Origin of the sequence: Sporosarcina ureae DSM 2281 (assembly GCF_000425545.1) — a bacterium.
GTDB classification, from domain to species: domain Bacteria; phylum Bacillota; class Bacilli; order Bacillales_A; family Planococcaceae; genus Sporosarcina; species Sporosarcina ureae.
On the sequence record NZ_AUDQ01000001.1, the window covers coordinates 363,416 to 382,385 of the forward strand.

The following is an 18,970-nucleotide window of genomic DNA, read 5'->3' on the forward strand; positions in this document are numbered from 1 at the left end:
TCCTCTAGTTTGTTTGCGTGATTGCTGGTTGGTTGCAGAGCAGCATAAAAACCACTCTTTTACTCTTTTACTCTTATACCCTCTTTCACATTAAATAATCCTTAAGACTATTAAATGAATAAAGTATAGGAAAGGAAAGAATGATTACTAGGCGCTCAACTAAAATAATAACATACATTTCCTTTGTTGGTAATGGAAAATGAAGGATGCATTTCATATATTGTGGAACTACCAGCACTACGAGAGTGTACACCTTGCATATTACATTCAGATTACAACCTTGTAACTGCGCAATAACAAATTAAAATATAGCTCGCCTACATCATATGTTACTTTTCATGATACAATCCCATTATGAAAAAATTACTGGCTCTTCTCTTACTAATCAGCATTTTAGTCGGACTGTCGATCTCATCCAGTCAGACATACGAACAGCAATCGCTTGTTTCCACACTACAACAATGGCTACCAGGCGAACCTGGCAAAACTGCTTTATCCACGTGGGAATTCTCCTATTGGGATAGAACTATCTCTATTGAAGAACGGGGATATTATCATTTTGTAGAATTCTTGATTCGAAAAGCTGCACATTTCTTTACATTTGGATTTTTAGCTTTAGTCATTTATTGGCTCTTGCCTAAAGGAAAGGCTCGTTTATTGTTAGCCGCTCTATTCACCTTCGCTTTAGCATGTGCTGATGAATTACATCAGTACTTTACAGGAGGCCGCACCTCGACGATGCAAGATGTTTATTTAGATACAGCAGGTGCTGTAACTTTTCTTTTACTGCTAGCGTTAGTTCGTTTAGCCAGTCACTTACGTAAAAATTAGTTCCATAGTATCGTTTAGGTCTATAGTATTCCTAACGTTTTTACGAGCATAGTACTCTGTGTTATGATAATGACGAAATGGGAGGTCGTCTAATGAATAACTCGAGTGATCAGCTAATCCTTTCACTAAGCTATATTTCCATCCACCGAGTCGTGGATCGCATAGAACAAACGCACCAAAAGTCTTACCACACAATGTGCTTATTCCAAGATCGCATTACAACGTCGGAGCGCAGTTTCCCTCTGAAGCATGTTTTTGATGTATCCTATCGCCCTTTCTCTGGTCACACAGGATTATTTTATCTTCATACAAATGAAGGTGTTTTTACATTTGAAATCGAGGAAGAACCTGAACAATTCATTTCATTATACAAACAAATACAATCAAAATAAGATATATATAAGGTATAATTCTACGTCCTACTTCATATTTTGAAGTAGGACGTTTATACTTTTTGTTTACAGGGTATATACAACTATAGTCTACAATGTATTCAATGGAATATTCGTAAAATGAGCATTTTTAAATGTGTTCATTTATTTATGACGTGATATGATAGCATTACACTTCACACAATATAATGCATACATTAGAACTATAAAAAATACTAAAACTTCCTATATCGGAGGAGAACAGCAATGGCAAAGGAAAATGAGATAACGGCTATTTATAGCAAAATTAGTGAAGCAAGAAGCGAAGGACGCTATGACTTAGTCATTACATGGGCAGAAGAATTATTAAATAAAGGTCTTTTATTTTCAAATAATGAAGCTGTTTTAACCGCACATTACATTTGTGCGATCTCCCATTATTACACAGGTGATTTTGAAAAAGTTCTCTTTCATATAGAAGAGCATTATACACAATGTATTTTGCATGGCAAAAAGTCCGATTATATGCGTTCATATTATTTGCAATACTTCGTCAGCTCTTTCGCATTAGACTATGACAGAGGACAAAAGTTATTGGAAGACATGCTCTCCATTGCGATCGAGAGTGAAGATTATTCTTATGCCAGCATGGCGTATAATAAACTAAGTCTTCTTCACAATAAAAAAGAGCAATATGATAAAGCTTTAGAATTTGCACAGTTAGCCGTTTCTTTTGCAAAGATGGAAGATGTAGACAGAGAAATTTTATTGATTCGAGCACATCTACACGTAATTGAATCTGCTATTAACCTACAAAATTCCCATCTTGCTCAGACTAGCCTTGATTTTTTGCGCCTGTTACCTACTATGCACGATCACCCGCGTGAAATGGCATTTCTAGAAATTTTAAAAGGTAGATTCTATGATTTAATAGGTGAGCCCGAAAAAGCTTTCCACTTTTACACGAAAGCAAAACAACGTGAGGAGAAATTGAGAGATTACTCTATACTGAAAGATATTCAGCAAAAACGAATTGTGTTGGCAGAAAACCTTTGTAGTTTTGATGAATTAGCAATCATTCAGAAGGAATATATTGATTTATTGCATGAAATCGAAGACAGCCGACTGGTAAAAGCAGCACTCGAATTGCAAATACGGTTACAAAGTTCTTCCAGCACGACGAGCGAAAACACGGATTATTTGACAGGTATATACAATCGAAAGTATTTAGAAGAAACGACTAATTTATGGTTGGATGAAGCCACAACGCCTAAAAAATCCGTTGTTTGTATTGTTTTTGATATTGATAATTTAAAATCAATTAATGACACATATGGTCATCTAGTCGGAGATGAAGCCATTAAATTTGTTGCGAACACTTCTATCCATGAAATAAGGAAAGAAGATGTGTTAGCCCGTTTCGGTGGAGATGAATTTGTTTTAGTTATGCAAGGCATTTCTATGGCAGACGCAAAAAGAAAAGCTACTTTACTCGCTGGAAAAATTGAGTCCTTGTCATCTACTTCAGATGTTTTACCTATTCCAATAACGATCAGTATAGGACTCAGTGACAATACGAGACGTAATATACAAAGCTTCAATGAATTATTTCATTTAGCGGATCTCGCTCTTTACAAAGCAAAAGAGAACGGCAAGAACCAAGTCATTTCCTTCATATAACCCAAACATGGATGCCTGTAAGATAGGGTTCATGTTTTTTTGTTATCCATACTAAAGCACAGTTAATCATACGCATGTATGCAATAAAAAAAGCTCACACCGCCACTATGCGATGTGAGCTTTCAATATATTAATTTAGAACTTTTACTTTTACGTTTTTACGTCCCCATTGGTAGGCACGTGATTTACTTGGAATGAATACGTCGATTTTATTACCTTTGATTGCTCCGCCAGTATCTCCAGCGATGGCATATCCGTACCCTTCAACGTGAACTTTTGTTCCTAATTCGATAACTCGTGGATCTACAGCAATTACTTTCAAGTTGGGATTTTTACGTAAGTTCAATCCTGTTCTTGTAATACCTGAGCAACCATTGCAATGTGCTGTATACGCTGTTGCACTTACCATAAGTTCTTTCGATACATTATCTCCATTTGAACGAGATGGTGTGCTTTGTTTCTTCGGAGCACTAGCAGCCACTTTAGAAGACTTCACTAAACGCAACTTTTGATTTGGATAAATCACCGTGGATTTTAAGTTATTCCATTTTTGAATATTAGAGACAGATACATTGTTTTGTAGAGAGATTTTATATAGTGTGTCACCTTTTTTAACTGTGTGAACTGATGATGCGGCCGATGTTTCGTTCATCCCGCTTGTGAATACTGTGATTAACATGGCTACTGTCAATGCAAATAATAACTTCTTCAATATGCCACCCCTAACGATTTGATAGCCTTATCTTACCAAGTCTATATTACAATTAGATTACAAACATGAAACAATGCAATGACAACACCTACATTTATGTTACAAATAGCTTGTTTTCATTTCGAATTGTATGAAAACTTAGGTATTAAATCCTGTATCAAACATTACATTTCGATATGTTCAAACATTGCCGGGTTTTATTTGGATAGTAAGGGGTAGTTTTATAAGTAATGTACAATTACACTCTAGTAGATTTATAGGAGGGCTATTTTATGAAGAAAAGACATGTAGTTGGAACCTATGACACAGATAGAGAAGCCATTGCCACTATTGAAAATTTAAAGCATCTCGGATTTACCGCAGATGAAATTTCAATCATTAGTAAAGATCGTGAAGAAGCAGCTCACGTAGTCGAACAAACAGGCACACATGCTACTGAAGGTGCCGCGACAGGAGCTACAACTGCTGGCTTGATCGGTGGTTTTGGAGGAATTCTTACAGGCATCGGTGCTTTGACTATTCCAGGGATAGGTCCTATTATAGCAGCTGGCCCAATAGTAGCCGGCATTACAGGAGCTGCAGCTGGAGCGGGTGTCGGTGGCCTTGCGGGTGCGCTGATCGGAATGGGAATCCCCAAAGATGAAGCCCATCGCTACCATGATCATTTCGAACACGGTAAAATTTTAGTGTTAATCGACTCAGATCTATATAATCCAGTAACACATACACATGCTTCCTATACGACAGGCTCAATTAATCAACCTACCGGTAGAGATATTGAATCAAGTCCGTTGATTGATCCGAATCCACTAGCTAAAAATCATAGCTACGATCCATTAACTGATCCAAAACCTGCTGACAAAGACACTCACAACTAAATTGAATTAAGTCTCTTCGGAGGCTTTTTTTATTGACTAAAGTTACTATATATTGCTTCACTTGGTTTCTTTTCTTCCACAAAAGGGAATGAATGAGTGAGTATAACTATGTACAGATAAGAGAGGTGCATTACATGCCGGTGACTCGTGATCAAGATGATGTTTCACGCGCGATTATACAATTGATTAAAGATGGTAATCTGGAATCTTTAAAAAAAGTAATTAAAGAACTAGAACCTAGAGAAGTAGCTGCTCAGTATAAGCGATTACCCCGAAAACGACATACTACATTTTTAGAAGTACTGGATAAAGATCATCTAGTGAAGATGATGGGCTTTTTATCGAAAAATGAACAGTTACGCGTACTGGATTTAGTAGGGTCGATTCGTTCCACAGAACTGCTGGAAGAAATGAAAAGTGATGACTTATCCCACCTTTTGTCCGAGCTGTCAGATAAACAAGTGGAAAAACTCATAGCTGAATTGCGCCAAGAACAAAAAAAGAATATTTTACAGCGCCGAAAGTATCCAAAAGATTCAGCTGGACGAATTATGACGACGCGTTATGTATGGGTTCATCAGTCATATACTGTTGAAAAAACGATTGAAAAGCTCAAGCATTATGAATCATTTGCTCATTACTTAAATTACGTATATATCATTAATGATGAAAAACAATTAGTAGGTGTGCTTTCTTACCGTGATTTATTGCTCGCTAAGGACGATTGTATAGTAACGGAAGTTATGGAGACCGGTCTTGCCAAAGTATATGATACGACTGACCAAGGCGAGGTAGCCAAAATGATTGGAAGATTTGATTTCGTATCACTTCCTGTTGTCAATAAAGAGAATATATTAGTGGGAATCATACGGACTGACGAAGTACTCGATTTAGTCGTTAGAGAAGCAAACAAGGATATTGAAATGCTTTTCGCTTCTGGTAAATCTATTGATTTCAAAACAAAGCCTCTAGTAGCGGCCTACCGTAGACTCCCTTGGCTCATTCTATTGTTATTTATCGGCCTCGTATCTGGTAGTATCATTTCCAAATTTGAAGAAACGTTGGAAGCTGTTGTCGCTCTTGCCTTCTTCATGCCGATGATTGCCGGTATGACCGGTAACACAGGCACCCAATCTTTGGCTGTCGTAGTGCGTGGTCTCGTATCTGAGGACTTGAATATGAAAACGGCACTGCAACTAGTTCTTCGCGAATTAATTGTTGGAATTATATTAGGTGTCGTGTGTGGTGCCGTGATCTCAGTGATCGCCTATGTATGGCAAGGTAGTTTCACACTAGGATTAGTGGTAGGTTCCTCTTTAGTTGCTACACTGATTATCGGAACGATTGCAGGAACGACTATTCCTTTGATCCTCAATAAATTTAAAGTAGATCCAGCTGTAGCTTCTGGTCCTTTAATTACGACGGTTAATGACATTCTATCGTTACTGATTTACTTCGGAATTGCTACAATGTTCATCTCAAAATTAATGTAATTGAATATTCAGATTTCTCTTGCATATAAACAGAACATTCAGCATAATATATAGTAATGAAAGGTTAGTGTAAGGTTGTTGTAATATATCTCAGTTTGATGCCAAACACTACAGAAACATGACATTCTTCACAGTTTGATGATTTGCGTTTATTGCGTTTTGTATAGGTTATACTACTAGTAACAGCAATTGCACAAACGGATTTGGGTTGAAGTTTGGTGCAGCTGGGTTTGTGATAGTGAAGAAGTAAAGTCGAATAATCTGTACCGCTTCGTCGAAGAGCGAGTACATAACGAAGAGCTCCGCGGCCATGGGTTGACCGCGGAGCTTTTTGTTTTATTATGCCTTTGAGAGTAAAGGCGGTTTCATATTCTTCATAGGATTTGTCTGCTCAATTGCATAACCAACATTAAGCAACAACGCTTCTGAGAATGCGGGTCCTATAATTTGCACTCCGACAGGAAGGTCTCCTTTGAAACCACCTGGCACTGATAATGCAGGAAGGCCTGTTAAATTACCTGGTCCCGTAAAGCGTATAATATTGTCGATTAGGTCCACTTTGTTACCGTTCAACTCTACAGTGTCTTCGCCGATTTTACTGGCCACTACCGGCAATGTCGGCGCAATAAGCACATCAACTTTTTGGAATACTTCCTCGAATTCCTGCTTAAGTTGACGACGTACTTGCTGTGCTTGAAGATAGTCAACAGCGGACGGTAGTTCACCAAGCTCAAACAGCATTCGGATATCATCACCGAAATCCTGTGGTCGCTTCAACATGTCTTCGTGATGAATTGTAGACGCTTCTGAAAGTGACGTGACAAGCTCCGCCCACTCTGCATATTTAAGAGTTGGAATCTTCACCACTTCAACTCTCGCACCCTGATCAGTCAGCGCCTTAATATTTCCACGCACTACTTGATCCACTTCATTGTCCACTTCATTAAAGAAATATTCTTCATTTACACCAATGACTAGACCCTTTACGTCGCCCTTAATCTTCTCCAAGTATTGATCGACAGGTGTATTTACGGAAGTTGGATCTTTTTCGTCATACCCTGAAATGATATCCATCATCCCAGCTGCATCTTTGATCGTCTTTGTCATCGGCCCGATATGATCAAGCGACCAAGCCAATGGATAACATCCGTATTTACTGACACGCCCATGTGTTGGCTTTAAACCGACAATACCACAGATGGATGATGGAATTCGGATAGATCCCGCTGTATCAGTTCCAAGAGAAGCGACACTTGAACCAACCGAAACAGCTGCACCTGAGCCGCCACTTGAACCACCTGGAATCATGTCCGTGTTCCAAGGATTTCTAACTGCTCCGTAGTGAGGATTATTATTTGTGATTCCCCAAGCATATTCATGCATACTCAGTTTACCAGTGAAAATGACTCCAGCATCTCTCAACTTGCTTACCACAGTCGCATCGTCTTCTGGAATGAAATCCTTGTGAATTTTAGAAGACATGGTGGTGACTTTACCTTTAAAATATAAATTATCTTTCAAAGCCATCGGAATCCCGTGATACATGCCTCGATAGTTTCCATTTTTAATTTCTTTCTCTGCTTCACGTGCTGACTGTTCCGCTTCTTCGCGGTAGATTGTCATATAAGCGTTTATTGTATCTTGTGTTTCTTCCGCATGATCTAGCACTGCATTGGTTAACTCAACTGGCGATAATGATCCATCTTTTAAAAGGGGTGCCAATTCCTCAACCGATTTCTGAATCAATTCTTTAGCCAATATGATCACCTCCGGGGATGTTTCGAAGTCCTATATCAGCGTCTTCAATTTTCACGCCTTCTAAAGTTCCTCTTAACTCTTGCATCCCCTTCCAGCGACTTTCTAAAATTTCTAGATGCTCGGGCTTGGCCTGAATCCCTTTGTTATCCAATAATTGCTTAACGGACAGAGACAACACCATCACTCCTCAAGTTAATATTTATCTTTATAGGGTTATCCTATTGAGATCACAATAAAATGGACGACTATCACAATAAAGCTAAGCTGCTAAGTACGTAGGAATACATATACTCTACCATTCAATAAATTAATAATCAAACTATTATAAATTGGTGGACAATTTAACCTTTTTTAATATTAATTATTTACATAGGAATCAGGTGATAGATATTGTAACGAATTCATTTAGCAAGATTCTGGTCAGCTATATTAAGAACTAGATTTAGTTCTTTTATCATTAACTTGAGCAAAACCTAACATATGAGACCGTTCGTATTTCTTCTATACAACAGTTTATGCTAGCTGAAAAAGGGAATAAGGGAAACAGGAGGTGATGTCAGATGCCATGGAGCAAACAGGATTATCCAGCTTCATTAAAGAATCTGAATCCTAAAGTACGTGATAAAGCGATTGAAATTGCCAATGCTTTGTTGCGTGAGAATTATGAAGAAGATCGCGCCATATCCATTGCTACGGCGCAAGCCCATGAATATGTAGAAGGTAAAAGTGAAGGTCGTCCACATTACGAAGTAAAACCTCGTGAAGATGAATGGATCTTCCGAAAGTCCGGTAGCGATCATGTCATGTTTAAAGAAGACACCAAATCAACTCTACTTGATAAGGCGAAAAAGTACGTTACGGAACACGAAGGTATATTGTCTGTTTATCATGCAGATGGATCGCATGATAAAACATTGTACGAATAACAGGAAAGCCCTTTGCTTCATAGGGCCTTCCTGTTATTTTTCTTCAGGGGGATATGTCACTTCATCATCTTTTGTCACTATAGGTTCTGCCCCCCACTTCCCCACTACATGATTTTCTATCAACGTCTGTTCTTTCGGTCCATCTATAATGTGTTTCACATTCCAACCATGTGTAGCGAGCCAATTACTAATCAACAAGCGATGGCATCTTGCCGGATGCCTTTCGGAACAGCAGATGGCAATTCGTTGTTCTGCAGCTACTTTCATTAGGTTGTCGACTCCTTCTTGAAATTCCTCTGTCAACGTATAATCCGCGTAGTTATGGAACGATTGATTGTTCCATCCATCGTTTATTTCATGATCAATCGTTTTGGATTTCCTTCTACGGCCACCCAACTTACTACAATGCGCATAGTCGATATCGTGTGCCGGTAGCCATTCTTTCATTCGATCCTCATGGAAATGTGGAAATTTGCGACTCCCCGGAAATGCTCGTACATCGACTAATTTCTCGATACCTGCATCATCCAATAACTTTAAAAACTCTTCCTTTGTATGCGTAGAATGTCCAATTGTGTAAATATCCATATCTACTCACTCCTCTACTAGTTACCATTCCCCGAGATTCATATAATTAACCAGTTGCTTGAGTTCAGCACATGGTTTCTACATCGTGAAATCGGGAATAATAAAGGAAAAAAGGAGTGGAGATTATGCTTCATTTCAACCGCGCTCTCTTTGTTTATAATCAGGCAGCTGGAGAAGAAGATACACAGCTAAAACTTTCCCAGACGCTTCATGTGTTTGCACAAGCTGTAGATGAACTCATTGTGTTGAACACTTCTTCAGAGAAACAACTCCAGCAAGCTTGCGTTACTTATAGCGACCAAGTCGATCTGCTCATCATACTCGGTGGTGACGGTACGGTACACACATGTATAAATAGTATCGCTCCTCTTGCTACACGTCCTATCATCGCGATCTTGCCTGGTGGCACATCAAACGACTTTAGTCGTGCGTTAGGAATTCCCCAACCATTGCATGATGCAGCTACTTCCATACTCAACGGATCCATCATAAAAACCGATATTGGAAAGGTCGGTGAGCATTACTTCATGAATTTTTGGGGAACCGGATTAGTCACCGACACATCGGAAAATATAAAATCAGATGAAAAGAAACGTTTTGGTTCTATTAGTTATATGCTTAGTACATTACGTACATTGAATCAGACCAAACCATTTCGATATAAACTCCAATCTGCAGATACGGAATTAGAAGGAGAGGCTATTTTACTTTTCGTTCTAAATGGAAGATTCATTGGTACAACCGAGCTTCCTATCGCTTCCTTGTCCCCTATTGACGGCAAATTAGATGTTTTAATTGTGCGCGATTCCAACTTAGCTGCTTTTCGCGAATTATTTGCTTTACAAAATCCTACTGTGAAAAATGAACAATTAATCGAACTCGAATATATTCAAGTCACGTCTCTTGAAATCATGCAACCCATTAGCAATAAAGTAGATATGGACGGAGAAATCTATGAAGAAACAGCACAGAAAATTACTGTGTTACCTGGTCATTTACGAATGATTCATGTAAATACAAGCTAAACAGACAGATTTTCAATTGACTATATTGCAATCGCTTGTGTAACCTTCACAATCTGTTGCAAAATTGTAAGATCCTACATGGTATAGTAAAGCCGATTCACTTTCCACCGAGTTTCCTTCCATACTACTAGCCAATTCTATGCTCAAGAAATTCTTTTAACCTCGTCTACTAATTAACATGACTCTATTTTTCTGTGCGTAGAATGGCTAACTGTATATACCTCCAACTATTATTACTCCCTTCCACTTTTTTAATGAACAATACCATTTAATATTTCACACAGCATGGTATTCTATATCTACTAACATGTTTACCGGGGGTTCGACATGATCCGCATCCGAAAAGAAGATTTATCCATTTATCGAACAAAAAACAAACCCTTTTTCAATCTTCACCTGAAAATGATTAGCTTGATTGGTGCGCTATCTATCACGATCATTCTGATAATCGGTGGATTCATGAGTTTCTTTGTCACGGATACGTTAGAAACTCAAATTGGTGAAAGGGCGCTCAGTGTTGCAAAGAGTGTGGCGGTGATACCTGAGATCTCTCAGGCTTTTGAGTCGAATAATCCTTCTGCAATCATCCAACCGATTGTACAGAAAATTCAAGCCCAGACAGACGCAGAGTTTATCGTTGTTGGTAACCAACAGGAAATCCGTTATGCCCACCCGGCTCCCGAACGGATTGGCGAAAAAATGATTGGTGAAGATAATGAACGTGCCTTACAATACGGAGAATCCTATACTTCCAGATCAACCGGATCTTTAGGTAACTCACTCCGTGCAAAAGCTCCAGTCTATTTAAATGGCGAAATCGTGGGCGTTGTCTCGGTAGGGTTCTTAGTAGATTCCATTGAATCAATCATTTGGGGGTATAGCAAGGAAATCTGGCTTGTTCTTCTAGGCGTTTGCACAGCCGCGATCATTGGCGCCGTGCTGATTGCGAACTATATAAAGAACGTGTTATTCGGATTAGAGCCGGAAGAGATTTCGCATTTACTCTTTCAAAAAGAAACTATTTTGTATTCAATTCATGAAGGCATTATTGCGATAAATAAGGATGGCCGAATTACGATGGTCAACTCCGCTGCGTTAAAGCTTTTGACAGGCGACGAACAGCGCGCTGACGAATGGATAGGTAAACCTATACAAGAAAGCTTCCCAAATTCCGATCTGCCTTATGTGCTGGAGCATGGTGAATCCGTCTTTGATCAGGAAAGAGTTTTTAGCAACCACATCGTGTATGTAAACAGTGTGCCGATCTTCTACGAACAGGAATTACTCGGTGCAGTCGCCACTTTCAGGAATAAAACAGAGATCGAGAAGTTAACGAAAAAACTGACGCACATCCAACAATATGCTAATGCCTTACGATCACAGACACATGAATTCGCTAATAAATTGTATACGATTATGGGACTGACGCAGCTAAACAAAAAAGATGAAGTACTTGATTTTATCCGACAAGAAACTAGCATTCAGCAACACTGGACAAACACACTACTTGATAATATAAATGATCCATATATTAGTGGTCTGCTTGTCGGAAAACTTAGTCAAGCGAACGAATTGCAAATCAATGTATCAATCCAACCAGACAGCCAATTCCATTCTCCAGTGTCCGACGTGAACCGCCAAGCTTTGTTGACGGCGATCGGAAATCTACTTGATAACGCATTTGATGCTGTATATGATGAACGCGCCATTTCCCGAGAAATATCGATTTCATTTACTGATATTGGACAAGATCTGCTGTTTGAAATCGATGACGCAGGTCCGGGTATCAATGATGCTTCACTTGATAAAGTTCTAACCCGTGGTTTCTCGACAAAAGTTGGAACGGAGAGAGGTTTCGGCCTAGCTCTAACAAAGAACGCTATTGAAGCAGCGAATGGCCAGCTGTCCATTGAACCGAGTGAATTAGGCGGTACATACTTTGTCGTTTCATTGCCTAAAGATAAATGAAGGAGGGATTCTTCTCGTGATCAGTACTATACGCGTAATAATAGTTGAAGATGATTTTCGAGTGGCAAAAATTAACCGCCAACTAATTGAACAGATTGCTGGCTATGAAGTTGTATCGGAACAAAGAACAGCTTCAGAGACCATTGCCTTTTTACGGCAGTCAGAAGTGCTACCTGACCTAATTTTATTGGATGTCACATACCCGACAGCCCGGGACTCGATTTATTTTGGTGTCTGCGGAGGGAATTTCCCAACATAGATATTATGTTGCTAACAGCTGCGAAAGAGACAAATACAGTAGAAGAAGCACTCCACGGAGGTGTGTTGGATTATTTAATCAAACCCGTTGAACCTAAGAGGTTTACAGACACTTTCAAACGGTACCGTTCTAGAAAAGTATTACTATCATCAAAAAGCGAACTATCTCAAGATGATCTTGACCGCATACTATTTGGTATCGAGATACAACAAGCCCCTGCCCTTACATCTGATGGATTGCCAAAAGGTATAGACCGCCTGACACTTGAACGCATTGAAAACGTATTACTACAATGCTCGAAAGAAGGAATAACTGCTGCTGATGCTGGCGAGGCAGCTGGTGTCAGTCGGTCTACCGCACGTCGATATTTGGAATACCTTGTATTTATTGAAAAAGTAAAAGCGAAATTGCACTACGGGGATGTCGGCAGACCAGAACGCACGTATATCAAACTCTAAGTGCTTTCACGTGAACAGAATGAACAAAATGCATAATAAAAACTATATTCGTCTTATGATCACAAGCTTTTTAGCGACTTTTCGACATGGTACATTATGGACAACTTAAGAGAGTCTATTCAGATACAAATGTTTGTATCCGCTTACATCACTCTTTCACCATTTTATCCATTGGAGGGAAATCACTATGTTAAGTATTATTGGATTACTGACTATCTTTATTATCGTGGCATTACTGATCAGTGGCCGGATTACACCTATTGTCGGTCTGGTCATTGTTCCTATTTTCGGTGCATTCTTTGCCGGCTTCAACTTCAAGGAGATCGGGGAATTCTTCAACAGTGGAATTGAATCTGTTATCAGCGTTGTCATTATGTTCATATTCGCTATTCTGTTCTTTGGTATTATGCAGGATGCAGGGGTATTCAACCCGCTAATTAATACGATGATTAAAATCTCACGGGGAAATGTAGTTGCTGTTGCAATGGCTACAGTGGTCATCGCAGCTATTGCACAGTTGGACGGTTCAGGTGCTTCCACATTTCTAATTACAATTCCTGCGCTATTACCGCTCTATAAAAGATTAAAAATGAGTCCTTATTTATTGCTACTGCTTGTCGGAATCTCAGCAAGTATCGTCAATATGGTTCCATGGGGCGGACCTCTTGGACGGGCTGCAGCTGTGCTTGGTGTCGATGTTACGGAACTGTGGCGTCCACTTATCAAAATCCAAATTGTCGGCCTACTACTATTAATCGCGTTTGCTTTCATTCTCGGATTACGCGAAAAGCGAATTATCGCTAGGAAGTTTGCTAGCGGATCTTTTGAGGACGAGCTGGATGAAATAAGTGAAGAGGGAGAGCAGAAAGCAGGATCTGAAGACGTTCTTCTTCTTCGTCCAAAAATGCTCTGGATCAACGTAATTATTGCCTTAAGCGTCATCGGATTGCTCGTTTGGGGAAAAGTACCGGCAGGCTTTATTTTCATGGTTGGATTCAGTATCGCTCTTCCATTAAATTATCGCACTGTGAATGAACAGATGGACCGTATTAAAGCGCATGCACCGAATGCTCTGCTTATGGCGGCAATCATTCTAGCGGCCGGTTCATTCCTGGGTATTCTTAACGGTGCTAATATGCTAGATTCTATAGCAACAGATTTAGTGAAAGTGCTACCGGCAATCATCGTACCGTATTTGCATATCATCATCGGCCTCTTTGGTGTTCCGTTCGATCTATTGCTAAGTACGGATGCCTATTACTTCGCATTACTGCCGATTGTAGAACAAGTCGTCTCTAGTTTCGGTGTTCCATCGATTTCCATCGCGTATGCATTAATTGTTGGGAACATTATCGGTACATTCGTCAGCCCCTTCTCCCCTGCGCTATGGCTGGCCTTAGGACTTGCAGGTTTGGAGATGGGCAAGCATATCCGCTACTCATTCCTCATCATGTGGGGCTTCAGTATCGTGTTATTTCTAATCACAATAGCTATGGGTGTTATTACATTCTAAGATAACTAATCTATAAAGATCATATTATTCTTATAAATATACGCTAAAAGCAACTAGAGAGACATTCTCTAGTTGCTTTTTTAACGTTCTATTTCTACTATTGGTTCATTAGGATTTGACTTCCCTGCCAATTCATCACGCAATAAATACGCACCTAACATACTGTAGACTGTTCCATTACCGCCAAGTCCAATTAGGTAGTAAATATTCGGCTCGACTGGATGACGTCCGATGACCGGTAATTCATCTGTTGACTCACCGAATAATGCCGTCCACTCATATTCAAAGTCGAGCTTCTGATTAGGAAACAGCACTTGCAACTCTTGCTTTAATTGAGCAAATTTCTTATCAATTTCTTCTTGTGAGCTCGGTAATGTATCCATATCCTGATCCAAACCACCCGCCACGATGCGATTTTCATCCGTCAATCGCATATACAAATAAGGTCGTTTCGTTTCCCAAATCATCATACGTTCATGCCAGAACGACAAATCGTCTATTGGCTGTGTAGCGATTGCATATGTAACTTTTAAGTCTTTTTGGGGAATCTTCGTATCAAGAGTTGGTTCATAACCCGTAGTGACAACGACTGACTTTGCCTGAAAGTCTCCATTCGTCGTTTTAATGAGAACGCGTTCTTCTGTATCTCGAATCCCAAGCACTTCCGTATGTTCAAATATATCCATGCCCTTTTCATATGCATAATGAATCGCCCCCATACACAAACGTAAAGGATTCACTTCTGCATCTCCTGCTGTCACGATTGCAGCAGGTTGTGAAAATGGGAAGTGTGCTTCAATATCTTCACGTTCCCAAAACTCTACTGGAAAACCATATTTTCGTAGCGCTTCAAACTCTTTGCGTAATCTGGCGACATCTTCTTCTGTACTAGCATAGTATAAACTTTCGCGTGTATGGAATTGGACATCGAACGGTGCATGTTCCGCAACATCTTTCAAATTCTCCATCGCTATTTTACAAGACCGATAAAATTCCACGGCTTTCTCTTCGCCAATTTGTTCCATCAATTCATGCAGCATAATATCATTGGAGAACTGCAATAGACCAGTATTTGCAGAAGTACTACCACCACCTACTTCTTCTTGTTCAATCAACGCGATCGAATAGCCTTCATTCGCTAATACGTAGGAAGTCAATGCACCCGACATCCCGCCACCTACTATGGCGACATCATATACATCTTGACGATTCACTTTCACAAAACCTTCTTTTGTAAAAGTCGACTCCCAATATAATGACCCCGTATGTAACTTCATCATGAGCAATCCCCTATCTATTCGTTTTTCCTTTCTTTACCCTATAAGCTTAGTCTTATAAACATAGATAAAAAAGGTGCCCAGTCTGTAGCTGAGCACCTTTTCCTTATCCTCTAAACGGCCACCAAACTCCACGTCCAAATGATACCGTAATGGCCGGAATTAACAGTGGCAAAATAATTAAGCCATAGAGCAGTAATCCCGAAATAACAATTGTTGCAATTTGCATAAGACTCAAGACGCCTGAAGGCATCATCGCACCGAATGTCCCTGCCAATATGACAGCTGCCGTAATAATAACCGTACCCATCTTCGCCATTGAATACATTAAGGCTTCCTTGACTTTCATACCCCCGATACTCTCTTCGCGGAAACGATCGAGTAAGAAGATGGAGTAATCTACGCCAAGCGCAATCAGCATAATAAATCCGAAGAACGGAACGGCCCAACTGATTCCGTCATAGCCAAGACCATTGACGAAGATCAATTCCGTAATAGAGATCGCTGTATAATATGTCAGCAATAATGAACCGATCATATACAATGGCATGATCGCCGAACGGAATAAGACGAAGAGAACGATGAATAACCCTATTAACATAATGGTGACTGTGCGTGTAAAGTCAGCGGATGAAATATCACTCAAGTCCAAGTTCATGCTCGAAATACCACTGAATGCTAAATCTGCATCTTCAAATGGCGTACCGATGACCGAGCGCTTCACCGTATCTTTAATATCATGCACCGTCGAAATGGCTTCACGTGAATACGGGTTTTCTTTCAAGATTACTTCCATCAAAATTCCCTTTTCATCATCGAATGTAGCGATCAATGACTGGTGTAAACTCTTCGTTATCGAGCGTCCCTTTTGGAATGAATAAACCCGTGTCGCGTACACTTTTCGTATCCGCCATATCATCGAGCATATCCGCAATTTCCTGAAGTCCTGTCGTTACTTCAGCTAAACCGTCCTTGGAGGCTTTAACACCACTACCTAGCTGTTTCAAACCACCTTTTAATTGGCCTATTTGCGAACCACTTTGGTTGATCTGCGACCCAGCTCCTGCAATTCCCTTACTGATTGTATCCAATTCATTTCCTAACGCATCCAAACCACCAGCTGCTTGTGCGGCAGGAAGACCTTGTTTTAGGCCACCGGAAATCTGTGCTAGCTGACCATTGATCTGCTCAATACCGTTTGCAGCTTGGATCAGGCCGCCACTGCCACCAGCTCCACCAGAGGGCAATTGATTAGCTGCGTCACGTAAATTATACTGCACTGTCGCTAACCCTAGACGTATTTCCTGTATCCCATCATTCGCTTGTTTCAAGCCGTCTGCCATCAAACCGATTTGATGATCCACATACAAGTCTTCCAACAACTCACCAGTCGGTCGTGTAACGGTACGAACACTTTTGACTCCCTCTACTTTCTCCAAGTCTCGGGAAATCGCTTCTAAATAGGTGATATCCCCTTCTTTAACAATTGGAGTATCTTTCTTTAACAACACTTGTACGGGTAGTGAATCCCCTTCACCAAAAGCATCTGAAATAAGATGTAATCCCTTTACAGACTCTTTACTTCCATCAATTTCATCTACCGTATTGAATGATAAATCATTGTCGTACGTCAATAATAGCGGAATCGTAATGATCGCTACGATTAACATGGAAAGTAGTGGACGCATTACGGATACTTTACTGAATGCAATCCATAATTTACTATCCTTATGGGAAGCCGCGCCTTTTGCAGGCCAGAATAATTTGTCTTTCAAAATAGACATCAACAGCGGTACGACAGTGAATAGAACGAGCATCAATACCGCAATCCCAACTGCGACAGCGACTGCCGATTTAAATATAGGGAAGTCTGCAAATCCGATTGCTGCGAAACCGATAAATACTGCAAGTGCACTGATGAAAAGTGTGCGTCCCGCTGTTTTATACGTATTGATAATCGCCTCTTCCACTTCATGTCCAGCTAGTAACTCTTCTTTATACCGACTTAATAACAGAATACAGTAATCTGTTCCAAGACCGAATAAGATCGCTACTAAAAATATTTGAGTATAATTCGAAACCGGGAACCCAAACCAGTCAATGAAGAATGCTACGAATGACTGACTTAATAAATAGGTGATCCCTACCGCCACTAACGGAACGAATGGTGTCACAATCGAGCGGAAAACAATGAGCAATAAGGCGAAAATCAATACAACCGTAATAATTTCTGTCTTTTTCAACCCTTCTTGCGCACTTTCATTTACGTCATTATTAATGATTGCCTCGCCTGTCATATATACTTTGTCTTCTTTAGATACGATATCTTTTTTTATTTTTTCAGCCAACTGAATGATTTCATCCTCTGTACCGTCAACCGTGATCGGAAGCAATACAGTTTTCTGATCTTCTGAAACGAGCTGATCTTCCATTTCTTCACTTTCAAACGGATCCAGAACATCCGTCACAATCTTGCTGGCACTCGTAATCTCTTTGGCAGTCGCGGAGATTTCTTGTTTCTTTGCTTGATCAGCCGGTTGATCTAGATCATAAACTAGCGAAATGGTTTCATCTGCTTCACCCGCATCTTCTAGCATTTGTGCAGCCTTTTGGGAATCTGCTGAGTCGAGCAGTTGGAAGGAACCTGCTTTTTCCGCCTGCTTTGCCAAGTCAGGTGCTAGTATAAATAAAACAGCAGTCAGTATCACAATTCCAATCGTAATAGGCCATTTGAATTTCACTATCGTTTTCACGCGTTATCTCTCCTTCGTTACTAAGATCGATTTAAGTTTACGAAATGTCTTGATGAATTGATCGAGCTCCTGTTCATCGATTTGATCTGTAAACAGGCCTTCGATGCTTTCATTTATTGCCGCATTTGAAACGGATAGTACTTCGTGGCCTTTTGAGGTCATTGATATCCGGTTAATTCGCTGATCGTTCAAGTCTTTTTCAGACTGTACAAGATCTTTTTCGACTAGTTTCTTAAGACGTGTCGAAATAGCGCTTTTATGTACACCTTGAATTTCTGCCAGTTGTCCGCTAGATAGTTTCCCGTAGGCTGCCAGGATTTTTAGTACTTGTATTTGCTCTGGTGAGTAGTCATTCCAGATAGGAACGTCCAAGTTTTTCACGACATGTTCCGTGCCGTAGATCATAACTTCTTCAAATAGTTCTACCGCTTCTTGAAGTTGATTTTTCAAAGTAGTCCACCCCCTAAACTAATAATTAAT

At 40.0% G+C, this 18,970-nt stretch carries 20 protein-coding genes; 11 read left to right on the forward strand and 9 right to left on the reverse strand.

Features of this window, described 5'->3' with window-relative positions; genetic code table 11:
- The first annotated feature begins 354 nt into the window (after window positions 1-354).
- The 3 genes from H605_RS0101765 to H605_RS18305 all read left to right on the forward strand — a co-directional run bounded on the left by H605_RS0101765 (window position 355) and on the right by H605_RS18305 (window position 2,882).
- Window positions 355-831 (forward strand): VanZ family protein, encoded by a 477-nt coding sequence (locus H605_RS0101765; RefSeq protein WP_029052615.1) that lies wholly within the window; start codon window positions 355-357, stop codon window positions 829-831.
- A gap of 92 nt (window positions 832-923) precedes the next feature.
- The gene (locus H605_RS0101770) at window positions 924-1,223 is read left to right on the forward strand and encodes a hypothetical protein (RefSeq protein WP_029052616.1); all 300 of its coding nucleotides are present in this window, start codon (window positions 924-926) and stop codon (window positions 1,221-1,223) included.
- Window positions 1,224-1,469: 246 nt separating this feature from the next.
- Window positions 1,470-2,882: a GGDEF domain-containing protein gene (locus tag H605_RS18305; RefSeq protein ID WP_051210428.1), complete on the forward strand. Its 1,413-nt coding sequence runs from the start codon at window positions 1,470-1,472 to the stop codon at window positions 2,880-2,882.
- Between the two features lie 130 nt (window positions 2,883-3,012).
- Here the strand turns inward: H605_RS18305 and H605_RS0101780 are convergent, their stop codons facing one another.
- Window positions 3,013-3,594: a 3D domain-containing protein gene (locus H605_RS0101780; protein WP_029052617.1), complete on the reverse strand. Its 582-nt coding sequence runs from the start codon at window positions 3,592-3,594 to the stop codon at window positions 3,013-3,015.
- Between the two features lie 272 nt (window positions 3,595-3,866).
- Between H605_RS0101780 and H605_RS17205 the strand changes: the two genes are divergently transcribed.
- The gene (locus H605_RS17205; protein WP_081657809.1) at window positions 3,867-4,472 is read left to right on the forward strand and encodes a general stress protein; all 606 of its coding nucleotides are present in this window, start codon (window positions 3,867-3,869) and stop codon (window positions 4,470-4,472) included.
- 134 nt (window positions 4,473-4,606) lie between these two features.
- Entirely contained in the window at window positions 4,607-5,965 is a 1,359-nt protein-coding gene (mgtE, locus tag H605_RS0101790; RefSeq protein WP_029052618.1) for a magnesium transporter, read from the forward strand.
- Window positions 5,966-6,133: 168 nt separating this feature from the next.
- Here mgtE and H605_RS19180 read toward each other — a convergent pair whose 3' ends face one another.
- The 3 genes from H605_RS19180 to H605_RS0101800 are packed head-to-tail and all read right to left on the reverse strand — an operon-like array spanning window position 6,134 to window position 7,904.
- The gene (locus H605_RS19180; protein ID WP_156875528.1) at window positions 6,134-6,277 is read right to left on the reverse strand and encodes a hypothetical protein; all 144 of its coding nucleotides are present in this window, start codon (window positions 6,275-6,277) and stop codon (window positions 6,134-6,136) included.
- A gap of 27 nt (window positions 6,278-6,304) precedes the next feature.
- Window positions 6,305-7,723, reverse strand: a complete 1,419-nt coding sequence (locus H605_RS0101795) for an amidase (RefSeq protein WP_029052619.1) — start codon at window positions 7,721-7,723, stop codon at window positions 6,305-6,307.
- Window positions 7,716-7,904: a hypothetical protein gene (locus H605_RS0101800; RefSeq protein WP_232321206.1), complete on the reverse strand. Its 189-nt coding sequence runs from the start codon at window positions 7,902-7,904 to the stop codon at window positions 7,716-7,718. Before H605_RS0101800 ends, H605_RS0101795 begins: the two co-directional genes overlap by 8 nt.
- A gap of 379 nt (window positions 7,905-8,283) precedes the next feature.
- Here H605_RS0101800 and H605_RS0101805 point away from each other — a divergent pair, with 379 nt between their 5' ends.
- Complete coding sequence (locus H605_RS0101805) at window positions 8,284-8,649, forward strand: DUF2188 domain-containing protein (protein ID WP_029052621.1); 366 nt, start codon at window positions 8,284-8,286, stop codon at window positions 8,647-8,649.
- Window positions 8,650-8,682: 33 nt separating this feature from the next.
- On the opposite strand, the gene H605_RS0101810 is transcribed toward H605_RS0101805, so the two are convergent.
- On the reverse strand, window positions 8,683-9,237 hold the full coding sequence (locus H605_RS0101810; protein WP_029052622.1) for a DUF488 domain-containing protein: 555 nt from the start codon (window positions 9,235-9,237) through the stop codon (window positions 8,683-8,685).
- Window positions 9,238-9,362: 125 nt separating this feature from the next.
- Here H605_RS0101810 and H605_RS0101815 point away from each other — a divergent pair, with 125 nt between their 5' ends.
- From H605_RS0101815 to H605_RS0101830, 5 genes are all read left to right on the forward strand, one after another.
- Complete coding sequence (locus H605_RS0101815) at window positions 9,363-10,262, forward strand: diacylglycerol/lipid kinase family protein (RefSeq protein ID WP_029052623.1); 900 nt, start codon at window positions 9,363-9,365, stop codon at window positions 10,260-10,262.
- Window positions 10,263-10,589: 327 nt separating this feature from the next.
- Window positions 10,590-12,230, forward strand: coding sequence for an ATP-binding protein (locus H605_RS0101820; protein WP_051210429.1), 1,641 nt, complete (start codon window positions 10,590-10,592; stop codon window positions 12,228-12,230).
- Between the two features lie 16 nt (window positions 12,231-12,246).
- Window positions 12,247-12,489 (forward strand): response regulator, encoded by a 243-nt coding sequence (locus H605_RS19345; protein WP_232321203.1) that lies wholly within the window; start codon window positions 12,247-12,249, stop codon window positions 12,487-12,489.
- Complete coding sequence (locus H605_RS17210) at window positions 12,465-12,947, forward strand: response regulator (RefSeq protein WP_232321292.1); 483 nt, start codon at window positions 12,465-12,467, stop codon at window positions 12,945-12,947. Before H605_RS19345 ends, H605_RS17210 begins: the two co-directional genes overlap by 25 nt.
- A 187-nt stretch (window positions 12,948-13,134) precedes the next feature.
- Complete coding sequence (locus H605_RS0101830) at window positions 13,135-14,460, forward strand: CitMHS family transporter (protein ID WP_029052625.1); 1,326 nt, start codon at window positions 13,135-13,137, stop codon at window positions 14,458-14,460.
- 80 nt (window positions 14,461-14,540) lie between these two features.
- On the opposite strand, the gene H605_RS0101835 is transcribed toward H605_RS0101830, so the two are convergent.
- The 4 genes from H605_RS0101835 to H605_RS0101845 form a co-directional block, all read right to left on the reverse strand.
- On the reverse strand, window positions 14,541-15,740 hold the full coding sequence (locus H605_RS0101835; protein ID WP_232321202.1) for an NAD(P)/FAD-dependent oxidoreductase: 1,200 nt from the start codon (window positions 15,738-15,740) through the stop codon (window positions 14,541-14,543).
- A 103-nt stretch (window positions 15,741-15,843) separates the two neighbouring features.
- Window positions 15,844-16,569 carry an MMPL family transporter gene (locus tag H605_RS19685; RefSeq protein WP_418346805.1) on the reverse strand — a complete coding sequence of 242 codons (726 nt, stop codon included), beginning with the start codon at window positions 16,567-16,569 and terminating at the stop codon, window positions 15,844-15,846.
- Complete coding sequence (locus tag H605_RS17215; RefSeq protein WP_418346804.1) at window positions 16,550-18,490, reverse strand: MMPL family transporter; 1,941 nt, start codon at window positions 18,488-18,490, stop codon at window positions 16,550-16,552. The genes H605_RS19685 and H605_RS17215 overlap by 20 nt, the downstream gene beginning before the upstream one ends.
- A gap of 3 nt (window positions 18,491-18,493) precedes the next feature.
- The gene (locus H605_RS0101845; RefSeq protein WP_029052627.1) at window positions 18,494-18,940 is read right to left on the reverse strand and encodes a MarR family winged helix-turn-helix transcriptional regulator; all 447 of its coding nucleotides are present in this window, start codon (window positions 18,938-18,940) and stop codon (window positions 18,494-18,496) included.
- Between the last annotated feature and the right edge of the window lie 30 nt (window positions 18,941-18,970).